The organism is Mucilaginibacter sp. (assembly GCF_039925265.1).
Classification (GTDB): domain Bacteria; phylum Bacteroidota; class Bacteroidia; order Sphingobacteriales; family Sphingobacteriaceae; genus Mucilaginibacter.
The window spans coordinates 23544-41378 of sequence record NZ_JBDSZG010000021.1; the positions used below are offsets into that span (position 1 = coordinate 23544).

Below are 17835 nucleotides of genomic sequence, written 5' to 3' on the forward strand. Positions count from 1 at the left end.
GGCCTAATAGTTTTGCTGATAGTACTCGATATAGCTATCTAATGTTTTTCCGTCGGCTAATTTATCCAGATTTTCCTTCGTAATGATAAAAAAGCTGTATTTATCCTTGGGTGCCTTTATAATATCGGGTAGTAAAGGCACTATGCGGCGGGCGTAATCCTTTACATTTTCGAGGTTAAGAAAGCGCCCAACATATATCAACTGGTTATCTGCACCGGCGTTTTTTAAATTGTGATTGATTGGGCTGCCCTGGTATTGTACCCGGTTAAATTGCCCTATACCAAAACGTGAAGAGGCCAAATTAGTTGTGCCCGAATTTACCGCTACCACAAAATAGTAGTTGCTGCTATCGCGAAGGTTAAATATCGAAGGTTTTTTAATAACCGGAGGCGTAACCACGGTTACGGGTGCCTGCACGGGAGGTGCGGCTTGTGTAACTTCGGGCTGTGTTTGCGTTACCGGCTCAGGTTTAGTTTGCACCCCTTCCGGCTCTTTTACGGGTTGCTGCGCAACCACCGGCGGTGTTGTCTCCTGCTGTTTAGCGGGTGCTGGTAATGGTTGCTTAGTTACTGCGGGTACAGGCTTTTTCTCAGGTTTGCGTACATCCGGCACAATAACAATAGGGCCGCCGGTGTACGGCACACGGTATTCGGTTTGTTGCTGGTATACTATAGGTATGCTGAACGTACCATCGGCTATATCCCTGTCGGTTATTACAATGCTGCGTGCTGCCAAGTCGGTTTGGTTCACATCAATATAAGTGAGGTGCTGTTTTACCAGTGGAGTGATCAACTGGTCATCGGGATATTTGGCAATTATTTGTTGCAGGTCTGCTTTAAACGGATCAAGTTTTTCCTGGTGCCCCCCGGCAAATGCTTTCAGATATTCCAATTGCGACGCGTACTTATTATTTGGATAGGTTTTTAGCAAGCCATCAGCAGAGGAGATCACCTGCGGATATTTTTTAGCTGCATACAGGTCATACACCTGATTGTACAAGGCGCTGAAACCAGTGTCCTCGTCATTCAAGCGTTTACCATAGTCGGGGTCGAGGATGGTTTTGGCGAAAGCCGTTTCAGGATACTCTTTCAGTACCAGGGCTTTATATTTCTCTGACAGCGCGACATTGCTTTCGCTGTATAAACGATACAGGTTGTAATAAATAGCGGCCTTATTATCGTTGTTAGGGAAGAGCGACAATACCTTTTCGTAAGCGGCTGCGGCTTCCTTTTTATCGTCCAGCACATCCCGGTAAAAATTGGCGATAGCCAGGTAGGCATCGTACCGGCGCGCGTTTGATTGCAACATCAGCGGTGCAGTGAGCGGGAGGTTTTGGATCAGGTCCTGCTTGAAGTTATTGGCGTCTACCTCGCCGGGGCTGCGCTGCAAAGAATCTGGCAGGGCGTTAGTGTCTACGTTTTTCGCTGTATTTAAGGTATTGGTGGTTAAGTCGGCGTTCGAGCGGTTGCTTCGGCGCCAGTTATCCTCCAGTTTGCGGTTCCCCCAAACTCGTTTAAAGTCGCTAAAGCCCTGGCTTACCGCGTTGGTATTATAAAAATAAAAGTTGCCGCCATTGGGTACGCTTGCAACCGGTGACGGTGTATCGCCAAAAGGATCGGCAATTGCATCCGGCCAGCCGATATTTACTGCTGTCGCGGCCTGTTTTTTTATTTCCTGGCGTTTGGCCATTACATCAATGCGCTTCTCGCGGCTTGGTTCGTCCAGGGCGGCCAGCATTTGCAGCGTATCTTCGCGGGCTATTACTTTCAAATTATCTGTTAGTAACTGCAGGTTCTCCGCTTTCTTTTGTATGGTAATGTACCCCGGGTAATTTCGCGATAGGGCGGTAAGCGTACTGTCGTAATAGGTTTTAGCCAGCGTATAGTCTGCCTTGTTTTTAAAATAGATATCCGCAAGGCGCAGGTAGGCGAGCCCTTTTTGATTTTGGTTCACAGTGCTGTAGTTGGCAGAACGTTTATAGTTTTGAATAGCATCATCAATACTGTTATCAGCGTATTGCAGTTGGGCTATCTGGTAGTAAATCTGGTCGGTAAATTCGGTGTTGTTCTGGTTTTTTAACAAAGCGCGTAACCGCGCCAGGCGACTTACTTTTACGCCATTCTGGCTATCCTCAATGCGGATACGGTTCAGGTCGGCGTTAAAGGCCATATCAAAAGTTACGTTGCTTTTGGCCACGCGGGCGTAGCTTACAACCGCATCGGTGGGTTTGCCATTGAGCTCCTGCAACTGGCCCAGGATAAAAGTCCAGCGCATTCGCTGCAGGTTGCTGCCGCTATATTTTATAGCCTCTTTAGCCATCGCCTCGGCATCGGCATATTCGCCGGTATTAATGTCATACTGCAGTTTGGCAGCGTACACATCGGCTGTAATGCTTTTTTTAGGGTTGATGTTTTGTATGGCGCTATCTATGATCTGCTTTGCTTCGGCATCTTTATGGAGGAACAGGAGGGCGCGGCCTTTCCAAACCAGGGCCTCCTGTTTTATTTCGGTTTGTTTGGGGCGGCCGGTAAGCACCACATAGTTAAAGTACTCTACCGCGTCGAAATAATTTGCGGCCAGATAGTTGGCCTTGCCAAGTACCAAATAGGCATCGGGTATATAATGGCTTTGTTCTTTTACAGCTATGATGGTATTGGCCTTTGACTTGGCAGCCTCCAGGTCCTTATCCGGTGCGGCACCGGCGGCAGCGGTATCCTGGTAAACCGAAAGCAGTTCGCTGTAATTATCCACAAATCCGGCGGCGTATCCTTCTTCCTTTTCTTTCAGGATCTCTTTTGCGTTGAACAGGATGTTATAGTGTGCCGTTAAGTTTTGCAGTCCGCGGTTAAGGGCGCTCTTTTTTTCGAGCGAACAGCCGGCCATAAGGAGTACAAGCGCAAACAGGGCAGGTTTGATTGGATGGTGCAGGAATAGGTTAGAATTGCGCCTCAAAGGATGATGTGTTAGTGTGTAGATTTATAATAGTTCTTTAAGCCACTCCTCCGCAGGTTTACCTTTAAGTTTGCCTGCCTTGTATAAATTTATCTGTTCGATAGCCTCTTTAAGTTCCTTAAGAAATTTGATATTCGCTTGGTTAGAGGCTTAACGTTATTTTCGTTCATCACGGTATTTATTGAGATCAATTAGAACCTATTTGGTTTTGAATATGTTGTCTATTCACCACCTTTTCAATTTTATCGGGAAAAGATTTATTGAGCCATTTATAATAGTTGTGTCTCAACCGGGTTACTTCTTTTAGTCTTTCTATAACAGGTTGTTTTAACCAATGCTGTATATAAAGCATCTCTTCCTCATCCTGTTTAACAAAGTTTACCACTTTTTCCATTTTGTTATGAATTGATAAAGCCGCCATTTAAGTACACCGATGGACGACGCTGGTTAAAAGGGCGCCAAATTCGGTATTATAAAAAGCATCGCTAATTTACTAAATAGTATGCAATAGGATTAATAAATTTGCGCCATGACCGAAAATGAACCAAACGACATAAAGGAAGGAGCTAAGGAAGCAAGTTCTTATGTTAAATACACGGGGTTGGCGTTCCAGATGATCGTTATTATTGGCGTGTTTACCTTTGCCGGTTATAAAATAGATGAAAGCACCGGCCACGCAACCAAGTGGGTAACCGCTGTACTATCGCTTGCCGGTGTATTTATTGCATTATTCTTAGTTATCAGATCCGTAAAAAAATGAAGACAAAAACCGCGATCATCGCATTTTTAATATTTGCCATATTGTTGGCTGCGCCACCCATAGCCTTAATATTTACCGGCCATTCCAATTTATTGGTGCCCCATTTTTGGCTGATGTTTGCTTTTATAACCGGCCTTACTTTTTTAGTAATGGTGGCCATTATCATCACCAAACAGGTAAACCCCGAAAACTACGCCCAGACTTTTTTGGCCACTACCGTTTTTAAATTGCTGGCCTGCCTGGCATTTTTAGTGGTTTTTATCATGAAAATTAAGGTAGATAAGCCAGTTTTTGTGGGCAATTTCTTTTACCTATATTTCTTAAATACTGCCTTTGAAGTTTACGTGTTATTGCGTAACTTGCGCAACCAAAATTTGAAGTAGAAAAGTTTATTTTGATGTATAATAGCTCGATTTTGAAAATAAAAATATTTACACTTTTACGAATTTGTGCCGTTTTTTTAACGCTTACCACATTTTCGATACCGGCTTTTTCCCAGGAAGAGCATGCTGAAGGCGCTGAAAAGCCATTTGAACCGAGCGAAGTTATTTTAGAGCACATTGCCGACTCGCATTCGCTGCATGTCTGGAATACTACCACTATTCCCCTTCCGGTTATATTGTATACTGATAAGGGCCTTGAGGTTTTTTCTTCAGCGCACTTTGAACATGGCCATGCTGACTATACCGGCAAATATTATACCTACAGGCTGGTAAGCGATAAAGTAAATATTGTTGGCGAAAATAATACACTTGCTGAAAGCGCTACTGTAGCAAAATGGAACAGCAGCCTGGTAGATCTTTCTATCACCCGCAACGTGGTTAGTATGTGGATGGGGATACTTTTCCTGCTCATCATCTTCTTTAGCGTGGCATCGGCGTATAAAAAACGTGCAGGTAAAGCCCCTAAGGGTTTACAATCTGTTATGGAGCCGTTGATCCTGTTTGTACGTGATGATATTGCCCGCCCGAACATCGGCTATAAATATCAGCGTTACATGCCATTGTTGCTAACCGTGTTCTTTTTCATTTGGGTAAACAACCTGATCGGTTTAATTCCTTTCTTCCCGTTTGGTGCAAACCTTACCGGTAATATAGCGGTAACACTGGTGCTTTCGGTTATCACTTTAATAATAGTTAACGTAAAGGGTAACAAACACTACTGGGCACACATTTTCATCCCGGCCGATGTGCCTGTTTGGATCTGGCCTTTATGGTGGGTTATCGAGCTTGTTGGTATCATATCAAAGCCTTTCGCGTTGATGATACGTTTGTTTGCCAACATTACCGCAGGGCACATTATTGTGCTGAGCTTAATATCGCTGATATTTGTGTTCAAATCGCTTTATATAGCGCCTGTTTCTGTTGCTTTCGTGATTTTTATGGATGTATTGGAATTGCTGGTAGCAGCATTACAAGCGTTCATCTTCACACTGCTTACTGCCCTGTTTATCGGCAGTGCAATTGAAGAACATCACCACTAATTTTTAATAATTTTTATACTATATATTCACTTTAAATTTAATACAATGATTGGAAGTATCGCTGCACTTGGTGCAGGTTTATCAGTAATCGGAGCAGGTATCGGTATCGGACAGATCGGTGGTAAAGCCGTAGAAGGTATCGCTCGCCAGCCGGAAGCTGCTTCAAAGATCCAAACTGCCATGATCATCGCTGCTGCCCTTGTAGAGGGTGCTGCTTTGTTCGGTGTGGTTGTATCTTTCCTGGGCTTGAGATAATCAACCCCCGCAAGGAAAATCTTTAACCGTAGCCTGTTGCGATTGGCCGCAGCTACGGTTATTAAAAAATTGAAATTTTAACATTTTATATATAAAAATGAATCCATTAGTAACCCCGGAAATTGGCCTCGTAGTTTGGACCACAGTATCATTAGCTATACTGTTTATCTTACTTGGTAAATTTGCATGGAAGCCTATTATGGGCGCTCTTGACGAACGCGAACGCTTTATTGAAGATTCGCTTTCTAAAGCCGAAGCCGCTAAAGACGAAATGGCCCGTTTAACAAACGAGAATGATGTCCTTTTGAAACAAGCGCGTATAGAGCGTGATGCTATCCTGTCTGAAGCTAAAAAAGTAAAAGACCAGATCATCAGCGAAGCTAAAGATGCTGCACACAAAGAAGGCGCGCGCCAGATTGAGCTTGCCCGTATAGAAATTAACAACCAAAAAGCTATTGCAATGGCCGACGTTAAAAACCAGGTTGCAACTTTATCGTTGGAGATTGCCGAGAAGGTATTGCGCAAGCAATTTGAAGACAGCAGCAAACAGGATGCATTGGTTGCAGAACTGTTAAAAGAAGTGAAATTATAGTAGTAATAAGTTTTGAGTTACGGGTACTGAGTTCAACTCATTACTTACCACTCAACACTCACAACTAAAAGATATGTCAGAAGTAACAGTAGCATTAAGGTACGCAAAAGCATTGATCGACTTAGCCGCAGAGCAGAAAGCTGTTGAGGCGGTTAAGGATGATATGGAGCTGTTCCTGAAAACCGTAAAGGCAAACCCGGAGTTGGGCGCTGTTTTAGCTAACCCTATCATCTCGCACAGCAAAAAGGTTAATATATTGGCCGATGTGTTTGGTGCCAAGGTGGGCAAGGTAACTATCGCGTTTTTAAACATTATGGTAAATAAAGGCCGTGGCGAAGTGTTGTACACTACCGCTAATGAATTTATTGGCTTATACGATGTGAAGAACCATATTACCAATGCAAGGGTAACAACTGCAGCACCGTTATCTGCGGCCAACAAGCAAAAAATGCTTGCCGATGTACAGGCGGCAATTGGCGGTACTGTTAAGTTAACCGATAAGGTTGACCCAAAACTAATTGGCGGCTTTGTGCTTACAGTTGGCGACAGGCAGGTAGATACCAGCATAGCCACCAGCCTAAAGAAATTGAAAAAGGATTTTGCACAAGCTGCAATTAAATAATATTAAATTAAAACTCTAAAATAAATTCGAAAAATGGTAGAGGTAAGACCAGACGAAGTATCAGCAATATTGCGCCAGCAATTAGCAGGCTTCAAGTCAGAATCTGAATTAGAAGAAGTGGGTACCGTACTCCAGGTGGGTGATGGTATTGCACGTGTTTACGGACTAACTAAAGTACAATCAGGTGAGCTGGTTGAATTTGATAACGGTTTACAAGGTATCGTTTTGAACCTTGAAGAAGATAACGTGGGTGTGGTATTGTTGGGCCGTTCTGACGATATCAAAGAAGGCGACAACGTAAAACGTACCAATCGTATTGCATCTATCAACGTAGGTGAAGGTATGCTTGGCCGTGTTGTTGATACTTTAGGTACTCCAATTGATGGTAAAGGACCAATACTTGGCCAAACGTATGAAATGCCTTTGGAGCGTAAAGCGCCGGGTGTTATCTATCGCCAGCCGGTAACCGAGCCTTTGCAAACAGGTATCAAAGCTATCGACGCAATGATCCCTATCGGCCGTGGCCAGCGTGAGTTGGTTATTGGTGACAGGCAAACAGGTAAAACTGCGGTTTGTATCGATACCATCATCAACCAAAAAGAGTTTTATGATGCCGGCCAGCCGGTAACTTGTATATATGTAGCTTGTGGCCAAAAAGCCTCTACCGTTGCAAACATTGTACGCACGCTTGAAGAGAACGGTGCTATGCCATACTCTATCATAGTTGCTGCAAACGCTTCGGATTCTGCTACCATGCAATTCTTTGCTCCGTTTGCAGGTGCTGCAATTGGCGAGTACTTCCGCGATACTGGTCGCCCTGCTTTGATCATCTATGATGACCTTTCTAAGCAAGCTGTGGCTTACCGCGAGGTATCATTGTTACTACGTCGCCCACCGGGCCGTGAGGCTTACCCTGGTGACGTATTTTACCTGCACAGCCGTTTATTAGAGCGTGCTGCAAAGGTGAACAGCAACGATAACATCGCTCAGCAAATGAACGATCTGCCGGAATCTATCAGGCACATCGTAAAAGGCGGCGGTTCGTTAACAGCATTACCAATTATCGAAACACAGGCAGGTGACGTATCAGCTTATATCCCAACCAACGTAATTTCTATTACCGATGGTCAGATCTTTTTGGAGTCGAACTTGTTCTTGGCCGGTATCCGTCCCGCAATTAACGTAGGTATCTCGGTATCTCGTGTGGGTGGTAATGCGCAGATCAAATCGATGAAGAAAGTAGCAGGTACTTTGAAACTTGACCAGGCTCAATACCGCGAGCTGGAAGCTTTCTCTAAATTCGGTTCGGACTTAGATGCTTCTACAAAAAACGTAATTGACAAAGGTGCACGTAACGTAGAGATACTAAAGCAAGGCCAGTACTCACCGGTAACGGTTGAAAAACAGGTTGCTATTATCTACCTGGGTACAAAAAACCTGATGCGTAACGTACCGGTTAACAAGATCCGTGAGTTTGAAGCAGAATACACCAGCCAGTTAGAGCAACGCCACCCTGAAGTGTTGGCGGCCCTTAAAGCAGGTAAATTCGATGACCAACTAACCGGCGTACTGGAAACGGTAGCTAAAGAGTTGGCAGGTAAATATTAATTTAGTTTTGAGTAAGGAGTTATAGGTCTTGAGTTCAACACTCAGCACTTATAACTCATAACTCACCACTCAAAAAAAGAATGGCTAATTTAAAAGAAGTAAGAAACAGGATATCGTCGGTAAGCTCAACGCAGCAGATCACCAAGGCCATGAAAATGGTTTCGGCGGCAAAGCTGAAAAGAGCGACCAATGCTATTGTACAATTACGCCCGTACGCTAATAAGTTGAAAGACCTGTTGGCAAACTTATCGGCAAGTTTGGAGGATGGCGCGTCGCCATACCTGCAGGAGCGCGAGCCGGTACGTGTATTGGTGGTTGTTGTATCATCAAACCGTGGTTTGGCGGGTGCGTTCAACACCAACGTTATTAAAACTGCCAATAACCTGATAGCAGAGAAATACAGCGAGCAACTTAAGGCTGGCAATGTATCTATCGTATCTATCGGTAAAAAAAGCCAGGAATATTATCAGCGCCGCAAGTACAATGTTATTGGCAACAATAACGACCTATACCTCGACCTGAACTTCATCAACGCTTCAAAAATTACCGAAGCGATCATGCAAGGCTTTATCAATGGCGATTACGACCGTGTAGAACTGGTTTACAACCATTTCCGTAACGCGGCTATACAGTTCCAGGTAGCAGAGCAATTATTGCCGGTACCGAAACCAGAAGCTAAGCCAAAGGAAGAAAAACTGAAAACTAAGGATGGTGCTATTGAAGCGCAGGTTGACTACATATTGGAGCCTTCGCAGGAAGAAATTGTAGAGCAGCTGATCCCTAAGAATATCAAGATCCAGTTATACCGCGCGGTATTAGATTCAAACGCATCTGAACACGGCGCACGTATGACAGCGATGGACAAGGCAACCGAAAACGCCGGTGATCTGTTGAAAGCCCTTAAACTTTCATACAACCAGGCCCGTCAGGCGGCTATTACTACCGAGCTTACCGAAATTGTAAGCGGTGCAGCGGCACTGGGTGGTTGATAACAAAGGTTGTCAGTCTGAACTTGTCGAAGACATAAATAAGAAAGGCTTTCCAAAATGGAAAGCCTTTCTTATTTATATAAGATTTTGCAGTCGCTCGGCTCCGGCCGAGTGACGAATATTGTAAGGCCTCCGGCCACCCGCGGCAAGATGCCGCCTAATAATTGCAACTCCAGCAGAGCGGCGGCGTTGGCAATTCAAAGGCTCCCCCTTCAGTGGGCCGGGGAGTTCGCCTATGTGTTTGGATTTTCCGCATATTCTTTCCACAACTCATCCACCGATTTCCCGGTAACATCCTTCCAGGTATTATCATTATAAATGTGCTTGCGCATAATGCCGTCAAATTTTTTCACGCTGCCTTTTTTAACCTTGGTTTCTACCCAAACTAAAAAGCGGGCGGTTACACGGTAGGCGTTGTCATAGTTTTGGGTTGATTTGTAGGCGGGGAGCTTCCATCCCGCAGCCTCGTTGGCAACACCGTGCTCGTTACGAACGTAGTCGGCAATACCTTCTGTAAGCCAGCCGGGTCCACTGCTATCGCCGTAATCATGAACAATGTGCATTACCTCGTGGGTAACCACGTCGATGTCGTTCGGATGCTTGGTCATGTAAGCAGGACTGAACACTACCCGCCCATTATCAGTCGCCGCAACTCCATGGTAGGCTGTATCAATAAAGAACACAACCTGTTTGAGGCTCTTCTTATTATACTCCTTTACAATTTTAGGGTAAACGGTAAAAAAGGTGCTGATGAGTTTTTCCTTAATAGCTTGATCGAAGTGCTCGTCGTTACCGGATACGATGAGGGTGTAGCCGTTTCTTTTGACAGTATCTATACCGGCAGAGAGCGCGATCCGGCAACACATGCCAAGGAATAGTATAGATAGTAGTGTTAGTTTTTTCATGGGCCTAAAATACTTATTTGTGTATCATCTGTTTAATAAAAACACGAATGTTACAGCCCCAATGTTTCTGCTTTGCAAATCAAAAAGCTCCCCCTTCAGGGGGCTGGGGGGCTCGCCTATTTAAAATAACATTTGCATTTATATAAGCACTTATATAAATTGCGTTATGAATTTGTATCAAAGCTTGGGTTATTTAGTTTTAGGCAGCCGCCTCAGGCGGATGAGTGAAACTTTTTTAGCCGAGATAAACCGTATTTACCAAAATGAGGGCATCGAGTTTGAGGCCAGCTGGTTCCCGGTGTTTTATTTATTGTCGAAGAACGAGTCGCTTTCCATCAAAGAACTCAGCGAGCAAACCGAGGTGTCGCACCCGGCGGCAAGCCAGCTGATCACTAATCTTAAGAATAAAAATATTGTGGAAACGTCGGTTTGTACCGATGACGGCCGCAGGCAGCTGGTACAATTCACACCGAAGGGCAAAGCCATTCTTGATCAGATCTTGCCCATTTGGGAAGCTATTAACACCAGCATGATGGACCTTGCCGAAAGCGATGCCGCCGCCACGCAATTATTACCCGCTATCGCTGCTATGGAAAACGTGTTCCGCTCGGCAAACCTGGCGGATACCGTTGGTAAGAAGTTGAACTTAAAACCCGCTACTGATGAATAGTTTTAACTATGGAGTGGAGCACCTGTCGATACGTAAGGTGCTGGATATTGCTTCCGGCAAGCTCAAAGGGGTTATTAATGAGGAAGCGGCTGAGGGGATACATAGATCGTGGAAAGAAGTAGAGAAGATAGTTCACGCGCAAAAGCCGGTCTACGGAATTAATACCGGTTTCGGCCCGTTGTGCGATACCAGCATCTCCGAAAAAGACACCAGCCTGCTGCAAAGCAACATTCTCAAAAGCCATAGCGTTGGGGTAGGCAAACCCATTCCACAGGAAATAGCCAAACTAATGCTCATCACCAAAGTGCAGGCGCTGGCGCAAGGCTATTCGGGCATCTCCCCAAAAACTTTAGAGCGGGTGATCTGGCATATTGATAACGATGTAATACCCGTGGTGCCGGAAAAGGGTTCGGTAGGCGCATCCGGCGATCTCGCTCCACTGGCACATTTGTTTTTGCCATTGATAGGCTTGGGTTATGTTTTTGTTGGCGATGAAAAATTTCCCGCGGGAAAAATATTGCAGCAGCATAATTTGGAACCGCTTGTGCTTGGCCCCAAGGAAGGGCTTGCTCTCATCAACGGTACACAATTTATTTTAGCATTTGCCATAAAAGCGGTGGAGCGGTTAAACAATGCTTTAAATGTGGCCGACCTTATTGGCGCCATGTCCCTGGAGGGGTTGATGGGTTCCTCGCGCCCCTTTGATGCACGGCTGCACGCTATTCGCCCCTATAAAGGAACGAAGCACGTGGCACAACGTTTAGCAGCCTTGCTTGCTGGCTCGGATATTAATTGCGCACATGCGGATTGTAACCGCGTGCAGGATCCCTATTCACTCCGCTGCATGCCGCAGGTGCATGGTGCATCACGCAACGCCTGGCTGCATTTAAAAGGGTTGACCGAGATAGAACTAAACTCCGTTACCGATAACCCCGTTGTTTTTTCTGCCGAAGACACCATCAGCGGCGGCAACTTTCACGGGCAGCCTTTAGCGCTTCCGCTGGATTACGCCACCGTAGCCGCAGCCGAATTAGGCAATATTGCCGACCGCCGCTGCTATCTCATGAGCGAAGGCCGTTACGGCCTGCCAAAACTTTTAACAAATGGCGCGGGCTTAAACTCCGGCCTGATGATCCCGCAATACACCACCGCCGCACTGGTGACCGAAAATAAAACCTTTTGCTTCCCGGCCAGCGCCGATAGCGTGCCCACCTCGCTGGGCCAGGAAGATCATGTGTCCATGGGCTCCATCAGCGGGCGCAAACTGCACATGGTGTTAGATAATCTGGAATATATACAGGCGATCGAATTGCTGTATGCTTCGCAGGCACTGGATTTTCGCAGGCCGCTTTTATCCACCCCGGTTATTGAGGCTTGCCATCAGTTGGTACGCAAACACGTGCCTTTTATAGATGAAGACAGGATATTTGCAGAAGACATTAATCGACTGCACCAATTAATTATTAGCGGCGAATTTGAGGCTGTAGCCCATAAAGTCGCTCAACAACATCACATCAATTTAAACAACGATGACGAGTTCGGAATTTATTAAAACCTACGCAAGCCACCCGGTTTACAAAGCGCCGGTTGGAAATACTTTGCACGCTAAAAGCTGGCAAACGGAAGCGCCCCTGCGCATGCTGCTCAACAACCTCGATGGCCAGGTTGCCGAAAACCCGGATGAACTGGTGGTTTACGGCGGAATTGGTCAGGCTGCCCGCAACCCGGAATCGTTACGGAAAATTATAGAATTGCTGCTGGAACTGGACGAGGAACATTCCTTGCTGGTACAATCGGGCAAACCGGTGGGCATTATCCGCAGCCACCCGCAGGCCCCGCGTGTATTGATAGCCAACAGTAATTTGGTGCCTGCCTGGGCAACCTGGGAGCACTTTAACAAGCTCCGCGCCGAGGGGCTGATGATGTATGGGCAAATGACCGCCGGCAGTTGGATCTACATCGGCACCCAGGGCATTTTGCAGGGCACCTACGAGACTTTTGTAGAAGCAGGCCGCCAGCATTTTAATGGCGACCTTACCGGGAAACTCATTGTGAGTGCAGGCATTGGCGGTATGGGCGGTGCACAGCCGCTGGCCGCAACCATGGCAGGCGCGGTATTTTTAGGTGCCGATGTAGATGCAACACGCATCCAAAAACGCATCGATAGCAAATACATCGACAGGTTGACACACTCATACGAGGAAGCCATGACCTGGGTAAAAGAGGCTATGGCCAAAGGCGAGACCTTATCTGTTGGTTTGGTAAGCGATGCCGGCGATATGCTGGAGCGAATGATTGCAGACGGCATTGTGCCCGATATGCTTACCGACCAAACCTCGGCACACGACCCTTTGAACGGTTATATCCCCAACGGCTTACGTTTAGACGAAGCGCTGGACCTGCGTAAAGCCGATGCAGAACAATATAAACGCCTCTCCCTAAAAAGCATGGCCCGCCATGTTGGCCTTATGCTGGAGCTGCAGAAGCAAGGGGCCATTACCTTTGATTATGGCAACAACCTGCGTGAATTTGCCCGTCAGGGAGGCGAGCCGGATGCCTTTAATTTCCCGGGGTTTACGCCTGCCTTTATCCGTCCGCTGTTTTGCGAGGGAAAAGGGCCGTTTAGATGGGTCGCTCTATCCGGCGACCCCGAAGATATTTATACAACCGACAGGGCGCTGATGGAAGCCTTCCCCGAAAATAAGCCGCTCATCAACTGGCTGGGGAAAGCGCAAAAGCAAATAGCTTTTCAAGGCCTGCCCGCCCGCATTTGCTGGCTGGGCATGGGCGAACGCGAAAAAGCCGGCTTGATATTGAACGAACTGGTAGCCAGCGGAAAAGTAAAAGCACCTATAGTGATCGGTCGCGACCATTTGGACTGCGGCTCGGTAGCATCGCCAAACCGGGAAACAGAAGCGATGAAGGACGGCTCGGACGCGGTATCCGACTGGCCCCTGCTTAACCTGATGGCAAATACATCGGGCGGGGCAACCTGGGTATCGTTCCACCACGGTGGCGGGGTAGGCATGGGCTACTCCCAACATGCAGGCATGGTAGTAGTAGCCGACGGAACCGAACGTGCCGCAACCTGCCTCAAGCGCGTGTTACATAACGACCCTGCGATGGGTATCTTCCGCCATACGGATGCAGGTTACGATAAAGCCAGCGAATGGGCGGACAGGTTTGGGTTGAAGGTGTGGTAGGTAGTTAGTCCGGAAGTTGGGAAGAGGGAAAGTCCGAAAGACGAAAAATAATCCACGCGTCATTGCGAGGCACGAAGCAATCTCCCGATAGGACAAGTCGCCGATTGCAAAGGTTCGGAGATTGCTTCGTGCCTCGCAAAGAGGGAGGAGCAATGGTGTTTTGCGTTAGGGATTGCAGCGGAAAACCCACAGCTGTGTGTGGCTGTCGGCGGGAAGGGCGAGGATTTGCAGCGGAAAGCCCGGGCCGCAGGCAACGCCCCAGAAATAATCCGTCGAATTTATTTCGGCACCCCACAGGACAGGTGGACGGTTTGCATGGTAGCGACTAAGCAGCTGGGGTGCTGAAACAAGCATGCATGACGGGGTGGTTAATATTCGAAATAAAAAAAATGAAAAAACTAATAGGCCCTTTCACGCAAATTCTTCCTTTAACAAACCTCCCGCTAAAAGGGGCATTGAAGGATGAGCAATTGCACGTCATTCCCAACGGCGGTGTATTGGTGAAGGATGGACTGATATTGGCGGTTGGTGATTTTGAGGAATTGAAAAAGGCGAACCCAACGGCAGAAATAGAAGAAATTAGGGGCAGTCGTGTACTGTTGCCGGGCTTTATAGATTGCCATACGCACATTTGTTTCGGCGGGAACCGGGCGAAGGATTACGCTATGCGGATTGCCGGTAAAACCTATTTGGAGATTGCCCAAAGCGGCGGCGGCATTTGGGATACGGTTACGCAAACCCGGGCGGCAGATGAAATGATGCTTGCCGAACTGCTTGTACAACGGGCAAACCGGCATCTGTCGGAAGGCGTTACCACGATAGAAGTAAAAAGCGGGTATGGTTTAAGTTTGGCCGAAGAGTTAAAACAATTGCGGGCGATAAAAGCGGCAGCTGCTAAAACTAAAGCTAAAATGGTATCCACCTGCCTGGCCGCGCACATGGTGCCAAAGGATTTTAATGGGTCGCAACGCGAATATTTAGAATATGTGCTGCATGAATTGCTGCCGGTAGTAAGGGAGGAAAACCTTGCCGCAAGGGTGGATATATTTATTGAACAAAGTGCCTTTGATGCGGAGAACGCATTGTTCTACCTGAACCATGCAAAGCAAATGGGTTTTGAGATTACGGTACATGTTGATCAGTTCACGACGGGCGGAAGTAAGGTTGCTGTTGAAGTAGGGGCATTATCAGCAGATCATTTGGAAGCGAGTGGCGAAGCCGAGATAAAATTATTAGCGGAGTCAAATTCAGTCGCGGTTACTTTACCCGGCGCATCATTAGGGTTGGGAATGCAATATGCTCCCGCCCGTAAATTGCTGGATGCCGGTGCCTGCCTCGCCATAGCCAGCGACTGGAACCCCGGATCTGCCCCAATGGGCGACTTGCTGATGCAGGCGGCGGTAATGAGCGCATCAGAAAAATTGACAGCCGCCGAGGTATTTGCCGGCTTAACTTACCGTGCAGCAGCCGCACTAAAAATAACAAACCGTGGTATATTAGCGCCGGGAATGCTTGCCGATATGCAAGCCTACCCATGTGCCGACTACCGCGAAATACTATATTACCAGGGGAAGATGAAGCCGCAAAAGGTGTGGACCGCTGATTTTAATGATTTTGGGATTTCGCTGATTTAACTAACCACGCGAATACTAATGAACTAATGAACAACTGAACCAATGAACCAATGAACCAACTAATTGAATGCGTACCCAATTTTAGCGAAGGCGTTAACCTGGCTATCATCAAACAAATTACCGACGAGGTGGAGTCTGTAGACGGCGTGCGCCTGCTGAATGTTGACCCGGGCAAGGCCACGAACCGTACTGTGGTGACTTTTGTAGGCGAGCCATCGGCGGTGATACAAGCCGCTTTTTTGTCGATAAAGAAGGCCGGGGAACTGATAGATATGAGCAGGCATAAGGGCGAGCACCCCAGGATGGGCGCAACGGATGTCTGTCCGCTGATACCTATTGCCAATATTACAATGGAAGAAACTGCGGAGTACGCCAGGCAATTGGCCAAACGCGTGGGTGAGGAATTGCAGATCCCTGCGTATTTATATGAATATGCGCAGCCGGATAAAAGCCGCAGCAACCTATCCATCATTCGTGCTGGGGAGTATGAAGGGTTTTTTAAGAAGATAAAACTACCGCAATGGTCACCGGATTTTGGGCCTGCGGAAAATGATATAAAACGGGGCGCTACCGTTATTGGCGCGCGTGAGTTTTTGATAGCCTATAATGTGAACCTGAACACCACCAGCACCCGCAGGGCAAATGCTATTGCGTTTGATGTGCGCGAGGCGGGCCGTGTGCTGCGCGATGGCGACCCGGTGACAGGTAAAGTTATTACCGATGAGAACGGCAAGCCAAAAAGCATTCCGGGTTCGTTAAAAAGTGTAAAGGCGATAGGCTGGTACATTGAGGAATATGGCGTTGCGCAGATCTCCATGAACCTCACCAATATTGAAGTTACGCCTATCCACATAGCTTTTGATGAGGTTTGTAAAAAGGCCGATGAGCGGGGCATCCGGGTAACGGGCAGCGAATTAGTGGGCTTGATTCCCTTGAAGGCGATGCTGGATGCCGGTAAATATTTCCTGCGGAAACAACAGCGGTCGGTAGGGGTGAGTGAAGCGGAACTGATCAAGATAGCCCTTAAATCGATGGGGCTGGATGAACTGGGGCCGTTTAATCCAAGGGAGCGGATTATCGAATACCTGTTGCAGGATGCCGCCGCAGGCAAATTAGTCGGCATGAGTTTAACCGCCTTCGCCGACGAAACTGCGAGCGAGAGCCCCGCGCCGGGCGGTGGTTCTATTTCGGCTTATATGGGCGCTTTGGGTGCGTCGCTGGCTACTATGGTGGCTAACCTGTCGTCGCACAAAAAAGGATGGGATAGCCGTTGGGAAGAGTTTAGCGATTGGGCCGAAAAAGGGCAAGCCTATAAAGATGAACTGTTGAAATTGGTTGATTTGGATACCGAAGCGTTCAATAAAATTATGGAGGCGTTTAGTCTTTCCAAGTCTACCGATGAGGAGAAAGCCGCCCGCGGTAAAGCGATACAGGATGCCACCAAATACGCTATTGAGATCCCGTTTAAGGTGATGCAGATTTCTTACGAGAGCCTGACCCTGATAAAAGCAATGGTAGAGGTTGGTAACCCCAATTCGGTAACCGATGCGGGCGTGGCTTCACTGTGCGCACGCTCGGCGGTAATAGGCGCTTTTATGAATGTGAAAATAAATGCTTCGGGGTATAAGGATAAGATTTTTGTGGATGATATTTTGAAGCGGGGAGAGGAACTGGAACAAAAAGCAATTGCTGCGGAAGCGGAGATCATTCGGTTGGTAAATGGGAAGATTTTCTTGTAGAGACGCGAAGTATCGCGTCTCTACAAGAAAAACGGTTAAACAAAAAAGAGGCGCAATTGCTCGCGCCTCTTCGGAGATATAGAGAGATTTAGTTGATTGTACTTTAGTAGTGGTACCTGACAAATGCCTCCATAGCCGCATACTCCGCCATACCGAGCTTATCATAACAAACGGCAGTTTCGCGGTTGCGGTCCTCGGCACGCACCCAGAACTCGCGGGCATCATCGCCGGGGAATACGGGGCGGTCCTTTTGGCTTTGGTGCTTGAAGATGGCGTTACGCTTGCGCAAAACTTCTGCAGGCGATAAAGGCACCGCCATTTCAATTTCGTGCGTAGCAAACTCGTGCCAGGCACCACGGTAGAGCCACATCCAGCAATCTTTCACCCAATCCTCGGTTTCCTTCAAACGCTGTAAAGCAGCAA

At 47.2% G+C, this 17835-nt stretch carries 16 protein-coding genes and 1 pseudogene; 13 read left to right on the forward strand and 4 right to left on the reverse strand.

All coding sequences use genetic code 11. The features are described 5' to 3' along the window. Nucleotides 1-3 precede the first annotated feature (3 nt). Together ABIX36_RS11105 and ABIX36_RS11110 are read right to left on the reverse strand one after the other, a co-directional pair. The gene (locus ABIX36_RS11105; RefSeq protein WP_348082233.1) at nucleotides 4-2952 is read right to left on the reverse strand and encodes a tetratricopeptide repeat protein; all 2949 of its coding nucleotides are present in this window, start codon (nucleotides 2950-2952) and stop codon (nucleotides 4-6) included. Between the two features lie 187 nt (nucleotides 2953-3139). After that, complete coding sequence (locus ABIX36_RS11110; protein WP_348082234.1) at nucleotides 3140-3346, reverse strand: hypothetical protein; 207 nt, start codon at nucleotides 3344-3346, stop codon at nucleotides 3140-3142. 135 nt (nucleotides 3347-3481) lie between these two features. On the opposite strand from ABIX36_RS11110, the gene ABIX36_RS11115 reads away from it, so the two are divergent. The 8 genes from ABIX36_RS11115 to atpG all read left to right on the forward strand — a co-directional run bounded on the left by ABIX36_RS11115 (nucleotide 3482) and on the right by atpG (nucleotide 9261). Continuing rightward, nucleotides 3482-3712, forward strand: coding sequence for an AtpZ/AtpI family protein (locus ABIX36_RS11115; protein WP_348082235.1), 231 nt, complete (start codon nucleotides 3482-3484; stop codon nucleotides 3710-3712). After that, complete coding sequence (locus ABIX36_RS11120; protein WP_348082236.1) at nucleotides 3709-4095, forward strand: hypothetical protein; 387 nt, start codon at nucleotides 3709-3711, stop codon at nucleotides 4093-4095. Before ABIX36_RS11115 ends, ABIX36_RS11120 begins: the two co-directional genes overlap by 4 nt. Nucleotides 4096-4127: 32 nt before the next feature. Beyond that, entirely contained in the window at nucleotides 4128-5195 is a 1068-nt protein-coding gene (gene atpB / locus ABIX36_RS11125) for a F0F1 ATP synthase subunit A (RefSeq protein WP_348082237.1), read from the forward strand. Between the two features lie 45 nt (nucleotides 5196-5240). Beyond that, a complete protein-coding gene (gene atpE / locus ABIX36_RS11130; RefSeq protein WP_191192075.1) occupies nucleotides 5241-5450 on the forward strand; it encodes an ATP synthase F0 subunit C in 210 nt (69 codons plus the stop codon). A gap of 97 nt (nucleotides 5451-5547) precedes the next feature. Continuing rightward, nucleotides 5548-6042, forward strand: coding sequence for a F0F1 ATP synthase subunit B (atpF, locus tag ABIX36_RS11135; RefSeq protein WP_348082238.1), 495 nt, complete (start codon nucleotides 5548-5550; stop codon nucleotides 6040-6042). A 73-nt stretch (nucleotides 6043-6115) separates the two neighbouring features. Next, nucleotides 6116-6664 (forward strand): ATP synthase F1 subunit delta, encoded by a 549-nt coding sequence (gene atpH / locus ABIX36_RS11140; RefSeq protein ID WP_348082239.1) that lies wholly within the window; start codon nucleotides 6116-6118, stop codon nucleotides 6662-6664. Between the two features lie 33 nt (nucleotides 6665-6697). Then, nucleotides 6698-8272 carry a F0F1 ATP synthase subunit alpha gene (gene atpA / locus ABIX36_RS11145; protein ID WP_128536252.1) on the forward strand — a complete coding sequence of 525 codons (1575 nt, stop codon included), beginning with the start codon at nucleotides 6698-6700 and terminating at the stop codon, nucleotides 8270-8272. 80 nt (nucleotides 8273-8352) lie between these two features. Beyond that, on the forward strand, nucleotides 8353-9261 hold the full coding sequence (gene atpG, locus ABIX36_RS11150) for an ATP synthase F1 subunit gamma (protein WP_348082240.1): 909 nt from the start codon (nucleotides 8353-8355) through the stop codon (nucleotides 9259-9261). 233 nt (nucleotides 9262-9494) lie between these two features. Here the strand turns inward: atpG and ABIX36_RS11155 are convergent, their stop codons facing one another. Then, nucleotides 9495-10166, reverse strand: coding sequence for a basic secretory protein-like protein (locus tag ABIX36_RS11155; RefSeq protein ID WP_348082241.1), 672 nt, complete (start codon nucleotides 10164-10166; stop codon nucleotides 9495-9497). Nucleotides 10167-10332: 166 nt separating this feature from the next. On the opposite strand from ABIX36_RS11155, the gene ABIX36_RS11160 reads away from it, so the two are divergent. From ABIX36_RS11160 to ftcD, 5 genes are all read left to right on the forward strand, one after another. Then, nucleotides 10333-10836 (forward strand): MarR family winged helix-turn-helix transcriptional regulator, encoded by a 504-nt coding sequence (locus ABIX36_RS11160; RefSeq protein WP_348082242.1) that lies wholly within the window; start codon nucleotides 10333-10335, stop codon nucleotides 10834-10836. Further along, nucleotides 10829-12388, forward strand: coding sequence for a histidine ammonia-lyase (gene hutH / locus ABIX36_RS11165; RefSeq protein WP_348082243.1), 1560 nt, complete (start codon nucleotides 10829-10831; stop codon nucleotides 12386-12388). The genes ABIX36_RS11160 and hutH overlap by 8 nt, the downstream gene beginning before the upstream one ends. Further along, complete coding sequence (gene hutU / locus ABIX36_RS11170) at nucleotides 12366-14039, forward strand: urocanate hydratase (protein WP_348082244.1); 1674 nt, start codon at nucleotides 12366-12368, stop codon at nucleotides 14037-14039. Before hutH ends, hutU begins: the two co-directional genes overlap by 23 nt. A 389-nt stretch (nucleotides 14040-14428) precedes the next feature. Further along, a complete protein-coding gene (gene hutI, locus ABIX36_RS11175; RefSeq protein ID WP_348082245.1) occupies nucleotides 14429-15673 on the forward strand; it encodes an imidazolonepropionase in 1245 nt (414 codons plus the stop codon). Between the two features lie 50 nt (nucleotides 15674-15723). Then, complete coding sequence (ftcD, locus tag ABIX36_RS11180; protein ID WP_348082246.1) at nucleotides 15724-17412, forward strand: glutamate formimidoyltransferase; 1689 nt, start codon at nucleotides 15724-15726, stop codon at nucleotides 17410-17412. Between the two features lie 103 nt (nucleotides 17413-17515). On the opposite strand, the pseudogene ABIX36_RS11185 reads toward ftcD, so the two are convergent. After that, nucleotides 17516-17835 (reverse strand): annotated as a pseudogene (locus ABIX36_RS11185) (glucosamine-6-phosphate deaminase); the annotation flags it as partial.